Origin of the sequence: Klebsiella sp. 141203 (assembly GCF_032601985.1) — a bacterium.
In the GTDB taxonomy this organism is placed as follows: domain Bacteria; phylum Pseudomonadota; class Gammaproteobacteria; order Enterobacterales; family Enterobacteriaceae; genus Klebsiella; species Klebsiella aerogenes.
Map to the genome: position 1 here is coordinate 57934 of NZ_JAQIRL010000008.1, position 16164 is coordinate 74097.

17 protein-coding genes and 5 pseudogenes are annotated in these 16164 nt (G+C 54.0%); 16 read left to right on the forward strand and 6 right to left on the reverse strand.

Features of this window, described 5'->3' with window-relative positions; genetic code table 11:
- Positions 1-71: 71 nt before the first annotated feature.
- Complete coding sequence (locus tag PGR29_RS22955; RefSeq protein WP_265782802.1) at positions 72-407, reverse strand: hypothetical protein; 336 nt, start codon at positions 405-407, stop codon at positions 72-74.
- Between the two features lie 131 nt (positions 408-538).
- Here PGR29_RS22955 and tnpA point away from each other — a divergent pair, with 131 nt between their 5' ends.
- The 4 genes and pseudogenes from tnpA to PGR29_RS22975 all read left to right on the forward strand — a co-directional run.
- Positions 539-919, forward strand: a complete 381-nt coding sequence (tnpA, locus tag PGR29_RS22960) for an IS66-like element accessory protein TnpA (protein WP_316425389.1) — start codon at positions 539-541, stop codon at positions 917-919.
- Positions 920-969: 50 nt separating this feature from the next.
- Positions 970-1092, forward strand: a pseudogene (gene tnpB, locus PGR29_RS22965) (IS66 family insertion sequence element accessory protein TnpB); the annotation flags it as partial.
- Between the two features lie 27 nt (positions 1093-1119).
- Positions 1120-2253, forward strand: a pseudogene (gene tnpC, locus PGR29_RS22970) (IS66 family transposase); the annotation flags it as partial.
- Positions 2254-2291: 38 nt separating this feature from the next.
- Positions 2292-2651, forward strand: a pseudogene (locus PGR29_RS22975) (SOS response-associated peptidase family protein); the annotation flags it as partial.
- Between the two features lie 28 nt (positions 2652-2679).
- On the opposite strand, the pseudogene PGR29_RS25010 reads toward PGR29_RS22975, so the two are convergent.
- The 4 genes and pseudogenes from PGR29_RS25010 to PGR29_RS22995 all read right to left on the reverse strand — a co-directional run.
- Positions 2680-2821, reverse strand: a pseudogene (locus tag PGR29_RS25010) (pirin family protein); the annotation flags it as partial.
- Positions 2782-3033: a hypothetical protein gene (locus PGR29_RS22985; RefSeq protein WP_316425390.1), complete on the reverse strand. Its 252-nt coding sequence runs from the start codon at positions 3031-3033 to the stop codon at positions 2782-2784. The gene PGR29_RS22985 and the pseudogene PGR29_RS25010, both read right to left, overlap by 40 nt.
- A 98-nt stretch (positions 3034-3131) precedes the next feature.
- Positions 3132-4061 carry an NADP-dependent oxidoreductase gene (locus PGR29_RS22990; protein WP_316425391.1) on the reverse strand — a complete coding sequence of 310 codons (930 nt, stop codon included), beginning with the start codon at positions 4059-4061 and terminating at the stop codon, positions 3132-3134.
- Positions 4062-4182: 121 nt separating this feature from the next.
- Positions 4183-4794, reverse strand: a complete 612-nt coding sequence (locus PGR29_RS22995) for an FMN-dependent NADH-azoreductase (protein ID WP_316425392.1) — start codon at positions 4792-4794, stop codon at positions 4183-4185.
- Positions 4795-4927: 133 nt separating this feature from the next.
- Between PGR29_RS22995 and PGR29_RS23000 the strand changes: the two genes are divergently transcribed.
- The 12 genes and pseudogenes from PGR29_RS23000 (at position 4928) to PGR29_RS23055 (ending at position 15311) form a co-directional block, all read left to right on the forward strand.
- Positions 4928-5326 (forward strand): winged helix-turn-helix transcriptional regulator, encoded by a 399-nt coding sequence (locus PGR29_RS23000; protein WP_316425393.1) that lies wholly within the window; start codon positions 4928-4930, stop codon positions 5324-5326.
- Positions 5327-5389: 63 nt separating this feature from the next.
- Positions 5390-6622: pseudogene (gene tnpC / locus PGR29_RS23005) on the forward strand (IS66 family transposase); the annotation flags it as partial.
- Positions 6623-6769: 147 nt separating this feature from the next.
- Entirely contained in the window at positions 6770-7111 is a 342-nt protein-coding gene (locus PGR29_RS23010) for an RAQPRD family integrative conjugative element protein (RefSeq protein ID WP_316425394.1), read from the forward strand.
- Positions 7111-7353: a TIGR03758 family integrating conjugative element protein gene (locus PGR29_RS23015; protein WP_016190712.1), complete on the forward strand. Its 243-nt coding sequence runs from the start codon at positions 7111-7113 to the stop codon at positions 7351-7353. The genes PGR29_RS23010 and PGR29_RS23015 overlap by 1 nt, the downstream gene beginning before the upstream one ends.
- A gap of 30 nt (positions 7354-7383) precedes the next feature.
- A complete protein-coding gene (locus PGR29_RS23020; protein WP_049589826.1) occupies positions 7384-7770 on the forward strand; it encodes a TIGR03745 family integrating conjugative element membrane protein in 387 nt (128 codons plus the stop codon).
- Between the two features lie 9 nt (positions 7771-7779).
- The gene (locus PGR29_RS23025; protein WP_016190714.1) at positions 7780-8136 is read left to right on the forward strand and encodes a TIGR03750 family conjugal transfer protein; all 357 of its coding nucleotides are present in this window, start codon (positions 7780-7782) and stop codon (positions 8134-8136) included.
- Positions 8133-8792: a PFL_4703 family integrating conjugative element protein gene (locus PGR29_RS23030; protein ID WP_123828791.1), complete on the forward strand. Its 660-nt coding sequence runs from the start codon at positions 8133-8135 to the stop codon at positions 8790-8792. The genes PGR29_RS23025 and PGR29_RS23030 overlap by 4 nt, the downstream gene beginning before the upstream one ends.
- On the forward strand, positions 8792-9721 hold the full coding sequence (locus PGR29_RS23035; protein ID WP_316425397.1) for a TIGR03749 family integrating conjugative element protein: 930 nt from the start codon (positions 8792-8794) through the stop codon (positions 9719-9721). The genes PGR29_RS23030 and PGR29_RS23035 overlap by 1 nt, the downstream gene beginning before the upstream one ends.
- Positions 9711-11216, forward strand: coding sequence for a TIGR03752 family integrating conjugative element protein (locus PGR29_RS23040; RefSeq protein WP_316425398.1), 1506 nt, complete (start codon positions 9711-9713; stop codon positions 11214-11216). Before PGR29_RS23035 ends, PGR29_RS23040 begins: the two co-directional genes overlap by 11 nt.
- Positions 11217-11656: 440 nt before the next feature.
- Positions 11657-12064, forward strand: a complete 408-nt coding sequence (locus PGR29_RS23045) for a TIGR03751 family conjugal transfer lipoprotein (protein WP_131002727.1) — start codon at positions 11657-11659, stop codon at positions 12062-12064.
- A complete protein-coding gene (locus PGR29_RS23050) occupies positions 12064-14928 on the forward strand; it encodes a conjugative transfer ATPase (protein ID WP_217076242.1) in 2865 nt (954 codons plus the stop codon). Before PGR29_RS23045 ends, PGR29_RS23050 begins: the two co-directional genes overlap by 1 nt.
- Complete coding sequence (locus PGR29_RS23055; RefSeq protein WP_131002643.1) at positions 14925-15311, forward strand: acetyltransferase; 387 nt, start codon at positions 14925-14927, stop codon at positions 15309-15311. Before PGR29_RS23050 ends, PGR29_RS23055 begins: the two co-directional genes overlap by 4 nt.
- A gap of 63 nt (positions 15312-15374) precedes the next feature.
- On the opposite strand, the gene PGR29_RS23060 is transcribed toward PGR29_RS23055, so the two are convergent.
- Positions 15375-15863 (reverse strand): hypothetical protein, encoded by a 489-nt coding sequence (locus PGR29_RS23060; protein ID WP_153459153.1) that lies wholly within the window; start codon positions 15861-15863, stop codon positions 15375-15377.
- Positions 15864-16164: the final 301 nt, after the last annotated feature.

Consider the following 16164-nt stretch of genomic DNA (forward strand, 5'->3'; position numbering starts at 1 on the left):
TCGGCGCTGGACGAAGGCGTACAAAACTTGTTTTTGTGCGTCTTCGTCAGCAGACAAGCCATTAACGACAGTTACAGGCGCGGCAGCGAATATCTACTTCTTATATATCTTTCAACATTGATCTTTTCAGGCATACCAACGAACCCACCTGAAAGAGGATAACGAGACATAAGGATCATAATATCAAGTGGACTCAGTTTTTCATGGATGAATATTAATTCTGGAACCCACTTAGTATCAGATGGTAAATCTGATATTCCACCACGATAATCAGTGTATTGAACGCTGATAAGAGTATCGGCAGGTGCAGGTATATCTTCTCTTGGTTCGTTATCTGATTTTGATGTACCCCTGGTCCATCCCCCAGGAGTCAAGTGCATTATTTCCCATTCATTTGACCATGACATTTCTATCTTTCTCTATGTGATAACCATGCTGGGCTAAACGTAAGCGTCCAGCGAAAGCCGTCTGGTCATAATCTGAAGCATCCGACAAAGTGGTGTCCACCAAATAAGTAGTGGGAACCAAAGTGTCAGATATGCAGAAAAATATGACTCCCGGCAGGCGTAAAGGCTGCCCTAATTATTCTCCTGAGTTTAAGCAGCAGCTCGTTGCTGCCTCCTGCGAACCCGGGATATCCATCTCAAAACTGGCGCTCGAAAATGGCATCAACGCCAATCTGTTGTTCAAATGGCGCCAACAATGGCGCGAGGGAAAGCTGCTATTACCTTCTTCAGAGAGCCCTCAGCTACTTTCTGTGACTCTCGATGCAGCTGCCGTACAGCCAGAGCCGCCCGCAGAGGACCCGGAAACCCTCAGTATCAGCTGTGAGGTAACGTTCCGGCACGGGACGCTCCGCCTCAACAGCACTGTCAGCGAAAAGCTTCTGACTCTGCTGATACAGGAACTGAAGCGATGATCCCGTTACCTTCCGGGACAAAAATCTGGCTGATTGCCGGTATTACCGATATGAGAAACGGCTTCAACGGGCTGGCTGCAAAAGTGCAGACGGCGCTGAAAGACGATCCGACGTCCGGCCATGTCTTCATCTTCCGCGGCCGCAGCGGCAGCCAGGTCAAACTGCTGTGGTCTACCGGCGACGGGCTGTGTCTGCTGACCAAACGGCTGGAGCTGATGCGCAGCGCCTTCCGGGTTATCCGCACGGTGCGGGAAAAACATGCCTGCACAAAATGTGACGCTATCGTGCAGGCCCCCGCGCCTTCACGCCCCATCGAGCGGGGTATCGCCGGACCGGGGCTGCTGGCCCGAGTGCTGAGCTCAAAGTATGCAGAGCACACCCCGCTGTACCGCCAGTCTGAAATATATGACCGTCAGGGTGTGGAACTGAGCCGTTCACTGCTGTCGGGCTGGGTGGATGCATGCTGTCGGCTGCTGTCCCCACTGGAAGAGGCGCTTCAGGACTATGTCCTGACCGACGGCAAACTCCATGCCGATGATACCCCCGTCCAGGTGCTGTTGCCGGGCAATAAGAAGACGAAGACCGGGCGGTTGTGGACGTATGTTCGTGACGACCGCAACGCCGGGTCAGCGCTGGCGCCGGCGGTCTGGTTCGCCTACAGCCCGGACAGAAAAGGCATCCATCCGCAGACCCATCTTGCGGGGTTCAGCGGTGTGCTGCAGGCGGACGCGTACGCCGGGTTCAACGAGCTGTACCGGGATGGCCGGATAACGGAAGCCGCCTGTTGGGCTCATGCCCGCCGTAAAATCCACGATGTGCACGTTCGTACCCCGTCAGCCCTGACGGAGGAAGCCCTGAGACGGATCGGCGAACTGTACGCCATCGAGGCGGAGATAAGGAGAATGCCGGCGGAGCAGCGTCTTGCCGAACGTCAGTTGAAAACGAAACCGCTGCAGAAATCCCTGGAAAGCTGGCTACGTGAAAAGATGAAAACCCTGTCGCGACACTCAGAACTGGCGAAAGCGTTCGCATACGCCCTGAACCAGTGGCCGGCACTGACGTACTATGCAGATGATGGCTGGGCTGAGGCGGACAATAATATCGCTGAAAATGCGCTGCGGATGGTCAGTCTGGGAAGAAAGAACTGGCTGTTCTTCGGCTCAGACCACGGAGGAGAGCGAGGAGCGTTGCTGTACAGTCTGATCGGGACATGCAAACTGAACGGCGTGGATCCAGAAAGCTACCTCCGTCATGTGCTTAACGTCATAGCAGACTGGCCGATCAATCGGGTGAATGAACTGCTCCCCTGGCGCGTAGCACTGCCAACTGAATAACACATCCCCGTCAATACGGTTCTCGCTGGACGCTTACGTATGAATGGGTGCGGGAAGGAAACAAGAAACAGCCATATTTTATTTACCGCAAGGATAGCCAGCCCGTATTTATGGCCGCAATTGGCGCGCGGCCTTTTGTCCTGCGCGATGATGCTGAAGGATTTGTCATTCTCACGGCAGAAGCGGACAAGGGGCTTATTGACATTCACGATCGGCGTCCTCTCGTCCTGACTCCAGATGCGGCCCGGGACTGGCTGCGGGAGAGCCTCAGCGGTGAAGAGGCGGGGAAGACTGCAGAAGTCGGTGCAGTACCTGCTGATGCTTTCACATGGCATCCGGTTTCGCCTGCGGTCGGAAACGTACGTAATCAGGGGGCATCACTGATAGAACCGTATTAGGCTTATCGGTATGCACTAAGGGGAACATTTCCGCATGTTGTATACCTTCACCCGCAGTCAGCCACTGTACATCCCCTACGCCATATCGCGCCGCCCAACGAATCAGCATGATCCACATAACCAGAACGCACTATGGTAACGGTTTCAAAACCGCGATGAGGATGAGCAGGGAACCCTGGCACAGAGCTGCCGTGATACATACTGTAGCCATGTAAATGACTGAAATCCCCCCAAGTGAACGGCCATTCAGTAACTCAGCATTAATACCCAAACGACCATTACCCTCAGGATAATTATCCACATGATAAGCGCAGAACAGAAAAGGATCATTACCTTTCCAAGGGTGGTTAAAATCGCCCACCTGCAGGATCAAATTACTCATAATATTCTCCTTTCCTATTACTGCGCATTTAGGATTAACTGCAAATTAAAAAAATATGCGGCACGATGAAGTTAAATAATACGCAACCTCATCGTGCGCTACGCCAAATCGGATGCAATGCGCAACAGAATTTTACCCCGCACATGTCCGCCCCTGCTTTTGCGATAGGCCGCCGCCACATCAGTTAAATCAAATACGCTGTCAATATTCGGCGCTATTTTTCCTGCATCTACAAGTTGATTGATGGTACCCATATGTGAACCTTGCACCCCTCGCATGAAAAGACCTTTTTTATTTTGCAGAACTGCGGCATCAGGGATAACTGGTTGGCGTAATAAACTGATCAGTAAACCACCATTGCGTAAAACAGACCAGGAACGTTGTTCCAAATCGTCGTTAACCATATTGAGCACAACATCCATCCCCTGTACGACATCCTCAAATGGCTGCTGTTGGTAATCAATAACATGATCAGCTCCCATATGTTTCACAGTATCAACATTTACAGATGAGGTAGTCGCCCATATTTCAGCGCCCGCAAGCGCAGCCAGTTGAACTGCGTATTGACCTACACCACCAGAAGCACCATGAATAAGTATTTTTTGCCCAGCACGTATCTGTGCCACATCATGCAATGCAGAATAAGCCACTTGTGCGCTACTTGGAATGGCCGCAGCCTGAATTAAACTGATATTCTCGGGAACTTTAGCCACCATATCTGGCTGCATCACCGCATACTCCGCAACCATAGCTCGGGAGCGGCCATAGATCCTGTCACCTAAAGCGTAGCCCGTCACTCCCGCACCAATAGCCTCAATAATACCCGAACCTTCTAACCCTGGAGTAAATGGGAAAGGAGTAGGCATGTGATCTTTCATGCTACCTACAAGCAGTTTCCAATCCAAAGGATTAACGCCGACTGCCGCCACTCGAATTAATAATTCACCGGGTTGCACAACGGGTTTGTCCCCCTCCGTAACACTCAGCTGATTTAGTTCGGTATAATTTTCCACTTTGAGCATTCGCATATATAATTTCCTAAAAATATAGTGATGTATAGTTAAAAATAGGATTAACGTTTCTCAATATAATTTTGCATGCGGCTGCAAAAAATATCTACGCTAATAATGGGATATTTCTATTAATCGATTACCGTAATGCAGCTATTTGTTCCAAAGCGGCAGAGACAGAGGCCTCACGTTGCTCAGCACTAATAGCAACACCATCAGCAGTGATAATTTCAGGATTGGTAATACCGAAGAAAGCCAGTACGCTTTTGAGGTAAGTCAGAGTGTGTTCAAAACTCTCGGTAGGCGAACCCTGAGCATAAAAACCACCACGGGCAGCGGCAAGAATAACGCGCTTATTGCCCACTAAACCTTCTGAACCTTTCTCTGTATAGCGGAACGTTTTACCTGCCACCGCCACCCGATCAATCCAGGATTTAAGTTGGCTCGGTACGCTAAAATTATATTGAGCAACACCTATCACAACGATATCAGCAGCAAGAAACTCCTCCAGCACCCGTGCACCAAGTGCCAGATCCTGTTGCAACGCTGAATCATGTTGTTCTGCAGCCCCTTGGGTGGCGGCGGCCAAATAGGCACCAGACAGATGAGGAATGGGATCTGCGGATAAATCCCGATAAGTCACGTTGATATCAGGTACGTTTACTTTCATTTGTGCTACAACGGCAGCAGATAAGGGACGGCTCACTGAATTACCGGCCAGAATACTGGAATCAATGTGTAAAAGTTGCATGATCAAAACTCCTTGTTGTTTCAATTAACGGTAACTGCTGGTATAGCGCCAGGAACATAACAACTGTAGCGAACAATTTGTTCCTGAGGCTATAATATAGGAGTAAAACGAACCTTAACAAGGAGGCACTTTTTTGAGCGATACGAACAATATTGTTAGTAATGAAACAGCACTACATGCTAATGCCAACTGCCGGGCGGTGGCTGAAACGCTTTCTCGCATAGGCGACAAATGGACGGTACTGGTCGTTTATGCGTTGCGGGATGGAACGCTACGTTATAGTGAGATCCGCCGTGCCGTAAGCGGGATCTCACAACGGATGCTGACACTAACCCTGAAGGGGCTGGAGCGAGATGGGATTATCGAACGGACCGTGTATCCCACTATTCCTCCTTGTGTCGAATATAAATTAACCGAGTTGGGATGGAGCCTGCTTGGCCCACTGCAAACTCTGCTCCAATGGGCGGTCGATCGGCGGCCACTGATGGTGGCAGCACGAGAAAGGTTTGATACGAAAAGTCAAAAAAGATGACACAATGGCCTGAGCTAACAAACGCAGCTTGGCTTTACCCACGACCGTCACGTTTTAACTCACCCCGAATCTCTCCCTCGTGACGAAAAACGGCTGCTACCTGCGGAGCCATGCTGCCCGGACTGTGGCGGTGTGCTGAGATACCTGGGTGAAGATGCAGTCGAACAGCTGGAGCTGATGCGCAGCGTCTTCCGGGTTATCCGCACGGTGCGGGAAAAACATGCCTGCACAAAATGTGACGCTATCGTGCAGGCCCCCGCGCCTTCACGCCCCATCGAGCGGGGTATCGCCGGACCGGGGCTGCTGGCCCGAGTGCTGAGCTCAAAGTATGCAGAGCACACCCCGCTGTACCGCCAGTCTGAAATATATGACCGTCAGGGTGTGGAACTGAGCCGTTCACTGCTGTCGGGCTGGGTGGATGCATGCTGTCGGCTGCTGTCCCCACTGGAAGAGGCGCTTCAGGACTATGTCCTGACCGACGGCAAACTCCATGCCGATGATACCCCCGTCCAGGTGCTGTTGCCGGGCAATAAGAAGACGAAGACCGGGCGGTTGTGGACGTATGTTCGTGACGACCGCAACGCCGGGTCAGCGCTGGCGCCGGCGGTCTGGTTCGCCTACAGCCCGGACAGAAAAGGCATCCATCCGCAGACCCATCTTGCGGGGTTCAGCGGTGTGCTGCAGGCGGACGCGTACGCCGGGTTCAACGAGCTGTACCGGGATGGCCGGATAACGGAAGCCGCCTGTTGGGCTCATGCCCGCCGTAAAATCCACGATGTGCACGTTCGTACCCCGTCAGCCCTGACGGAGGAAGCCCTGAGACGGATCGGCGAACTGTACGCCATCGAGGCGGAGATAAGGAGAATGCCGGCGGAGCAGCGTCTTGCCGAACGTCAGTTGAAAACGAAACCGCTGCAGAAATCCCTGGAAAGCTGGCTACGTGAAAAGATGAAAACCCTGTCGCGACACTCAGAACTGGCGAAAGCGTTCGCATACGCCCTGAACCAGTGGCCGGCACTGACGTACTATGCAGATGATGGCTGGGCTGAGGCGGACAATAATATCGCTGAAAATGCGCTGCGGATGGTCAGTCTGGGAAGAAAGAACTGGCTGTTCTTCGGCTCAGACCACGGAGGAGAGCGAGGAGCGTTGCTGTACAGTCTGATCGGGACATGCAAACTGAACGGCGTGGATCCAGAAAGCTACCTCCGTCATGTGCTTAACGTCATAGCAGACTGGCCGATCAATCGGGTGAATGAACTGCTCCCCTGGCGCGTAGCACTGCCAACTGAATAACACATCCCCGTCAATACGGTTCTCGCTGGACGCTTACGGCTAAACCCGCATGCGCTAATTTGCAGAAACACAAATAGAGTTTATCGCTGACGAGTCTTTTTGTCCTGCGCATTCTGTACGCACCTTTTAATCCTCAAGGAGGTGCGTATGAATCATCCCCGTCCGGCCTGGCGATATATTGCCTGCATACCGGGCATTGCCGGTCTGTTGCTGTTGGCAACATTGTCCACAACGGCACAGGCGGCAGAAAAAGACGAGCTTGCCTCAGCCCAGCGTCAGCTGGATCAGGTGCAGGCCTCGCTTGAACGTGCCCGCGTAGCGGCGGCCCAGGCCGATCCTGCTGAGCAAGGGCGTTTCTTTTTTGACTACCGTCAGGCCACATCCGATTTAAACACCATTCGTGCTGGTATTGACCGCTATCTGGAGCCATCCCGGTCCCAACCCCGGGCTTCATCTGTCAGCGGCAATTATCGTCGGGAGCGTCCCTGATGGGAATGACCTCCGCACAATCCACAGCCTTTAAAGCTGCCTCCGGCAATGTCGAGGTCAGCATTCTGCACCTGGTCTGCATCGGTGTGTTGCTGGCCTTTCTGTTTTTGTGGGCCGCATGGGCACTGTCCGATGTGTGGACCGGCTGGAGTAACGAGAAAGTTCGGAATGCTGCGCTGGGTCGCTTTGCTATCCGGGCCGTGCTCCTGCTGGTTGTGAGTATCTGGATGTTTGCCAGTTGAATTAATCAATCAATTTCTGGAGAAAAATTTATGTATCACTTTGCGTCTGTTGCCACCCGCGTACGTCGTGGTATTGACCGCGTTATTAACCGTACGTTCACGCTGGCGCTTCTGGTCTGGCTGACCTGTAAACCCGCATTTGCTGACCTGCCAACGGTTGAAGCGCCAACCTCTAATGGCGGATCTGGTCTGATGGGACAGATCAAAGGCTATCTGCAGGATGGTGTCGTTATTGGCGGACTGGTGGTGGCGGCCATTGCGTTCATTAATGTGGCGATTGCTGCAGTCCATACCTTTACCGAGGTCCGGAATGAGAAGTCAACCTGGACGAAGTTTGGCTCCATCATCGTGGTGGGTGTGGTGTTACTGGTTGCCGTTATCTGGCTGCTGGGCAAGTCCGCCGACATTATTCTCTGAGGCGACCCCATGCAGACCATTCGCTTTTTACCTGACCGTCTGAACAGTGAACCGGTGGTGTTTCGCGGATTCACTACACCGGAGATGGGGCTTGCCGCCCTGGCCGGTCTGGGCGTGGGTCTGCTCCTGTCTCTGCCATTTATTCCTCTTGCCGGCTGGGTCATTATCCCGACCGGCATGTTACTGGCGCCGTTACTGGTTATCGGTTTCGGTGGCCGGTGGCTGAGCCGCATTAAACGCGGCAAGCCGGAAAACTATATCTGGCAGCGGCTGGAGGCGTTCAAACGTCGTCACAGCCTGGGCAACCCGACACTGATCGTTGATGCCCGGGGATGGTCCCTGAAACGAACCGGGAGAGAAAAATGAGCCGTTTTCGTCATGCGGTCAAAGACCGGGATCAGCATATTCTGACACTGCGTATTGCCTGCGGTGTGCTGGCCTTTTTCCTGTTAATAACCTGCGCCGGCTGGATGCTGGCCCCAAACAAACTGACTGTCCATAACCCGCCGGATTTACGTACCGGCAGTACCCGACCCTGGTGGGAAGTACCGGCGTCGTCGGTCTACTCCTTTGCCTTCTATATTTTCCAGCAGCTCAACGCCTGGCCGAAAAATGGTGAAGTGGATTATCCGGCAAAAATTCATGCGTTGTCAGCCTATCTGACGCCGGGTTGCCAGGACTATCTGAATACCGAGGCCCGGAAAAGAAGCAACGCCGGCGAGCTGACTGATCGTGTTCGCGTGGTGTATGAAATTCCCGGCCGTGGATACCAGTCGAAGAGCGTCAGCGTTATCAGCAGAGATAACTGGGTGGTGCGTCTCGACCTGGTGGCGGATGAGTATTTTCATGCTGAACCGGTAAAACGCGCCCTGGTCCGCTATCCACTGAAAGTAGTGCGCTGGGAGGGGGATGCTGAACGCAATCCGTTTGGCCTGGCGCTGGACTGTTATGACGGTGTACCGCAGCGTCTGGAAGCGGCACTGCCGACGGAAATTCCCGCGAAATCAGGAGTATTTCAGTGATGAATACCCGTAATGATACCCGCGCCGGGCTGATGGCGCTGTCCATTTTGCTGTTGCCGCTGGTCTCTCTGAACATCGAGCCGGCTAAAGCTGATGAATTTATGAAATGGGAGCGTATCCCGTTGCAAATCCCGCTGCAGGTGGGGCAGGAACGGGTGGTATTTGTGGATAAAAATGTCCGGGTAGGTTTTCCTCCGGCACTCAACGGTAAGCTGCGTGTGCAGAGTACCGGCGGGGCTGTCTACCTGAAGGCCGACAGCGCTTTTCCTCAGACGCGGGTACAACTGCAGGATGTGGAAAGTGGCGAGGTTATTCTTCTCGATGTCACCGCCGGTGAAAAAGGCCCTTCCGAACCCGTTCGTCTGGTCTACAGCGGCGAGGTGAACACGGTAAGCCAGACGACCGATACCCGTCGAGAGGCGGAAAACAGCGGCGGCAGCGTCCAGCCGGGAAGTGATGACGGTACGCAGGCGAAGCGTAAAAAGGTGCAGTACAGCGCTCCCATCCCGGTGTTGCTGACCCGTTATGCTGCACAAAGTCTGTACGCGCCGCTGCGTACGGTCGAAGCCGTGCCGGGCATCCGCCCGGTGAATCCGCATCTGCCCAGACGCCTGACAACACTGTATCCGTCTGAAGCCATAACGGCCACGCCGCTGGCCGCCTGGGGTGTGGCAAATCGCGCCGTCGTGGCTGTCCGTCTGCAAAACACCGCCAGTCGCAGGATTGTACTGGATCCCCGGGCCCTGCAGGGACAGTTTGTCGCGGCGACGTTCCAGCACCGCTGGCTGGGGCCGGTGGGCACGCCGGAAGATACCACCACAGCCTATATCGTGACGGGCTCGCGGCCGGAGAGCGCTTTCATCGCTGAACCTTCCGTGGCACGTAAGGCTGTTCATACCGCGAAGAAGGGGGTCAACCATGCAGATTAAGTCCAATGCCATGGTGAAATTCATTGTTCCCGCAGTGGTGGTGGCGGGGCTGGCTGTGGGCCTGAAAAGCTGTAAAGGAGAGCGACCACCAGAGAATTCATCGGGTGATGTGACGACAGTACTGAAAAATCTCTCACAGGATGAGCTTAAGGCGCTCGGAGTGGAAGGTGATACGCCGGAAGATACTCTGCGCACACTGATAGGTCGGCTGAACGACGTTCGCGATCGCCAGAAAACACTGGACAAGCAGAATGCTGATTTGCTGAAAGAGAATGAGCAACTGCGTAAGCGCGGCACTAATGTATCCGGGCAGGTTGACGAGGCTGTGCAGGGGCTGCGTAAGGAGTATGACAAACGTCAGCAGCAACTACAGAACGAACAGACCAGCCTGCTGGCAAAAGTGCAGGCACTGTCTGAACAGCTGAAAACCACCGGCAGTGGTTCCGCAGGCGCAAAACCGGCTTCTGACAGCGATATTCCGCTGGGCCTCGGTCTGGATGGTCTGGGTGGCAGTATCCATGGTACCGCCATCCGGGGCGATGATGGGCTGATGTGGGTGACGCCAGGCGATCAAAAAGCTATCGATCCGCGCGATGCTGCCAGTGGTAAGGCTTCGCCGCAGTTCCCCACCTCATTTCTGGACAACAACCCTCTGACCCGGCAGAAAGCAGCCTATGAGCAGCAGGTTAAGGGCCACACGAACGAGAAGGGGGCGCAGGACAGCGCTGAACCCGTCTACACCCTGCCGGAAAACTCCACCCTGGTGGGCAGCCGGGCGATGACGGCGTTACTGGGCCGCATCCCGATTAACGGCACGGTGACTGATCCCTATCCTTTCAAGATCCTGATTGGCAAAGACAACCTGACCGCCAATGGGATTGAACTGCCGGATGTGGAGGGGGCGATTGTCTCTGGCAGTGCCAGCGGTGACTGGACACTCTCCTGCGTTCGTGGGCAGGTGAACAGCATCACCTTCGTTTTTGCTGACGGTACGGTCCGTACCGTGCCCCAGCCAGATGCCAGCGGGAAAAACACCGGTAACGGTAATACGCAGAATAAAACCGGTACCGACGGCGGCATCGGCTGGATTTCCGATAATGACGGTATTCCGTGTATCAGCGGTACCCGCAAGTCTAACGCGTCAACGTATCTGCCTACTCTCTTTGCGCTCTCTGCTGCCGGCGCTGCCGGGGAAGCACTCAGCGAGGGGCAATACACCACGCAGAATAATGTTAACGGGATTTCATCCACGCTGACCGGCAGTGCCGGCGAAGCGGCGCTGGGGAAAGCTCTCTCAGGTGGCATGAGTGAGACCACTGACTGGGTTAAGCAGCGCTACGGGCAGACGTTTGACGCGATTTACGTGCCGCCGGGTGCGAAGCTGGCCGTGCATATTACCCGCCAGCTTGCCATTGACTATGAAGATAACGGCCGCAGGGTTCGCTACGATTTCACCCTCCCGGGTGGTGTCAGCGACAACGGCGGTCTGGACTGAAGGGGAAGATGATGAATCAGAATGTCACACAGGGTCTTACCCTGACCTGGCTGTTTCGTGGACAGGGTGAGTGGGGGATCCAGTTCACCAGCGGTTATTTTGACACCATGGAAGAAGCAAAACAGGTGATGAGTCTGGCACCGTTCGCACAGTTGCTCTGGGTGGATGCGAGCCTGATGCTGGATCTGAGTACCACATATAAGATGATACCGGTTGAGAACGACAGGTTTATTGCCGGTCCACTGATGAATGAGTCTGGAGGTATCCAGAAGTCACTGTTTCAGACAACAGACGTTCTTTTCTGCCGCCCTGAATATGCTTCTTTTGAGCTGATTTCATGTAAGGCGACCCGGTTGGGTCCGCAGGGCGACGATGTTGTGTCCACAGTTGTGCCGGAGGAAAAGAACGCGGGCTTTTCTTTAATAAATCCTCCGTATCGCATTTTCCTGGTCTGCCTTTTTATTCTGACGGTTATTTTACTGACCGGCTGTTCAACGACAAAAGAGGAGATGCTGCCCACTGGCGAGCATACCATGCTTGAGCTGTGGAACGGGGCGGACGGAGAGGGGGGAACAGCACGACAGTCTGCTGCTGCAAGGGATGCACTGCGCCGCCCGTTAACCGACGATGAACACCGGAAAGGTACACAGGACGATCGCAGCTACAGCCGCACGCAGGAGAGCGAAATTTCACAACAATTCTCCCGTTTGCCCAACCCGGATATGGTGATGTACCTGTATCCCCATCTGGCTGGCGGTAATACGCCAGTGCCTGGCTACAGCACAGTATTTCCTTTTTACAACCAGACACAGTATGCAATGCCTGGTGAACGTACGGAGGCGCTGTAATGTTCTCTCTTTTCAGTCGTAAAAATGAAACGAAGCCAGATGGTACGGCAAAGCAACTAAAGGAGGAGGCTTCTCCTCTGGTTATTCATGGCCGGGAGCCGCTGACGCGACCGGGCCGGATGAACCGGCAGGAAGAGACAAAAGTCTATCACGCTAACCCGTCCATCATTGATTATCTGCCCTGGGTGGAATTCCTGGATGAAGATCAGTGCCTTCTGCTTGAGGACGGTATCTCCGTCGGTGCCATTTATGACGTAACGCCGGTGGCCACGGAGGGGCGCACGGATGATCGGCTGGAGCAAATCCGCGATACGGTGGAAGATGCCCTGCAGGACAGCTTTGATGAATATGATGAGAATCCCTGGGTGGTGCAGTTCTTCTGCCAGGATGAAGATGATGCCGAAGCGTATCTGGACCACTTACGCGGTTACGTGAAACCGCATGCGCAGCGCACGGCATTTACGGAAGCCTGGCTGGGCGAAATGGCGCGCCATATCCGCAGTATCTCGCGGCCGGAAGGACTGTTTACCGATGCGCTGATCACAGGGCAGCCGTGGCGCGGTCAGCAGCGCCGCACTCGTATGGTCATTTATCGCTGGATCGGGAAATCCGCGTCACGGGACCCGATGCCGCCAGTGGCGATGCTCAACCAGGCGTGTGAACGTGTGGTAAGTGCGCTGGGTGGGGCCGGTATTCGTTGTACCCGTCAGAATGGCCTGCAGGTGCACAGCTGGCTGCTGCGCCTGTTTAATCCGTCTCCGGACTGGGTGGATAAATCCACACTCTATCGTCAGGCGGCGTATGCCGATCCGCGCGACTTCCCGGCGGGCGTGGCGCCGGTCAGCAATGATTTTGCTGAAACGCTGTGGTTTACGCCACCCGTTTCGGATCCGGAGAACGGCGTATGGTGGATAGATAATAAACCACATTGTGCGCTGCCGGTTGAGAGACTGCGTACTCCACCGGAGCCGGGTACCATCACCGGTGAACAGGCCCGCGGTGAGAAAAAAATTAACGCGCTGATGGATATGTTTCCGGAAGGGACGCTGCTGTGCATGACGATTGTTGTGCAGCCGCAGGACAGACTGGAAGAACAGTTCAACCGCCTGTCGAAAAATGCCGTCGGGGAAAATACCGAATCCGGCCGTGTCCGCCAGGATGTGAAAACAGTGAAAGAGTATCTGGGAAACCGGCATAAGCTGTACCGCGCCGGGATCACCTTCCTGCTGCGCGGTGATGATATGGATAATCTTAAGCGCAAACGACTTGACCTGACTACTGTACTGCTGGGTGCTGGTCTGCAGCCGGTTCGCCCGGAGTTTGAGGTGGGGCCGCTGAATACCTGGCTGCGGGCGCTGCCAATGTGCTTTAACCCGGACAGCGATAAAAAACACTGGTACACCCGTCTGACCTGGGTACAACACCTGGCGGGGTTGCTGCCGGTTACCGGGCGAGAAACCGGTACCGGCAACCCGGGTTTCAGCTTTTTTAACCGTGGCGGAGATATTCTGACGTTTGATCCACTGAACAAGTATGACCGTACCCAGAATGCGCATCTGTTGTTGTTCGGACCGACGGGGGCAGGTAAGTCGGCCACGCTGTGTTATGCCTTTTCTCAACTGATGGCGGTTCACCGGCCACGTCTGTTTATCGCTGAAGCCGGGAACAGTTTCGGCCTGCAGGCCGATTATTTTGAAAGCCTTGGACTTTCTGTCAACAAGATAAGCGTCAAACCGGGTAGTGGTGTCAGCCTGCCACCCTTTGCCGACGCGCATAAACTGGTCGAAGAAGGGCTGGCAGCACATGCCGTTGATGAAAGCGACCTCCCCGATATTGATGCTGACAGCGATGGAGAGGGTGAAGACGAGGATAAGCGGGATATTCTCGGTGAGATGGAGATTTCAGCCCGGATGATGATAACGGGCGGCGATCCGAAAGAAGAAGCCGAAATGAAGCGTGCCGACCGGGCTATGATCCGTGAAGCGCTGCTGATGGCCGCGCATGCAACATATAAAGAAGGGAGGCAGATGCTGCCTTCTGACCTGCAGAAAGCGTTATACAGCATTGCCGGCGATGACAGCGATGAGGGGCAGAATGTCCGTAATGCCCAGCGTAAGGCGAAAGCCGCAGAGATGGCGGAGGCGCTGGGGATGTTCACTCAGGAAGGCAGCTTTGAGGCGGAGCTGTTCAACCGCGAGGGGGAATTGTGGCCTGAAGCGGATGTGACCCTGGTGGATCTCGGTCATCTGGCGCGTGAGGGTTATGAAGCTCAGATGGCGCTGACCATGGTGTCAATGACCAACATGATTAACAATATTGCGGAGCGGGATCAGTATCTCGGCCGCGATATAGTCTTCGCGGTGGATGAGGCGCATATTGTGACGGTTAATCCACTGCTGTCGCCGTATATGACCAAAGTGGTCAAAATGTGGCGAAAGCTAGGGGCCTGGCTGTGGCTGGCCACGCAGAACCTGAAGGATTTTCCGGATATTGCGGAGAAAATGTTGAATATGGCGGAATGGTGGATTTGCCTCACCATGCCACCGGAAGAGGTGAAAGACATCAGCCGGTTCCGTGCACTCACACCTGAACAGGAAGCCGTGCTGCTTTCCGCCCGTAAGCTGTCAGGTTGCTATACAGAAGGGGTGGTGCTGGCCAAACGTATTGAGGCGCTGTTCCGTGCTGTTCCCCCCAGTCTGTATCTTGCTCTGGGCATGACGGAGAAAGAGGAAAAGGCGGAACGCCGGGCGCTGATGCGTGAGCATCACTGTAGCGAACTGGACGCGGCGAAGCTGATTGCCCGTAAACTGGACCGGTTGCGCGGACTGACTGACGCACACGACGAGGAGAGCACTGCAGCATGATGACGCTGAAGTTTCCGGTACCCTGTGTCGGCGGTAATGACAGCCCGGATAACACTGTTTTCACCCTGCCACCGCAGGGTGAACCCGGGATGTCTGTGGTGACGCAGGCTAATCTGCAACGTCTGAGCGAACACATCCGACAGCGACTGAATGGCCCGGTGACCGTGACCTGTCACCCTCATCGGGTGGGTCTGAGCAGCTGTGTGGCGGTGACGGTGGAGGGCAGACTCCGCAGAGCGGTTAATATTCTTATCACCGTTAGCGGGCAGGGAAGCTGGCCAGCAGAGGAAGAGTATGAACATCCCCGCTGGTATATCACAGTGATGGACGCGGCTGATATGGTTTACCTGGTGCTGTGGCTCAACAGCTTAATTGTCCATTGAGTTTTGATGAGACCGGAAAGAGCCGGTTGTTTATGCCGACTCTTTCACTTGTTGTTATTCTGATTAAACACGTTCGTAGAATAATCCGGTGTTCTCGTCTATTCCTAGTTTGATATGTCCCATATAGCGCTTCCCTAAGGGAAGGCTGATGCCATGTTCACCAAGCCATCCCCTGGTGAAATCCAGCGCAATTTCCGAACCATTTTTTGTTCTTCCTGCCCTGATCGGCGGGAAATGTTCGCCGTTAAAAATGTCCAAATCGTCCCATTCTGCCGGAAGCCACAATTTGAGGAAAAATAGGTCCGTATACCACAACGCATTACCTGTGCTATTCGCCGTGTTCAGATGTCGGTTAGATATGTGTGTTGTCCAGTGGTAACGATTGCTTGTGAAGTCGGGTCGGATACCTTCTTTTACTGAATAATGGACGAGAAGAAGTTTTTTCGCGGGTTCTTCAGTTAACCCTACAGGCGTTAAAAGCTGGCTTCTGTTTTTAACAGCATTCCAGAGCCAGCCGTTCAGGTCATCACTGCTATTCGTGTCGTCAATCATAGCTTCCCCTTCTACTATCGATGCGAAGAGGGAAGTATATCTTAGTCAAATACTTAACAAAATCGAACACAGCAAGACTTAGTTACGAATTCGATGTAATCAAACAACAGTGAATATTTTGCTTACCGTCAGTGGGCAGGGAAGTTCCCTCTGTCGAAGATGCAAAAAATGACTGGCGAGGACGGTTATTTTCAAGCCCGCGAGGAATTAATCAATGATGACTCTGGCCGGGCTGAGATGCAAAAAGCCCGACTGGTGAGATCGGGCTTTATGCTTTCCGGTGCTGAGTTGGTCGCTCTGG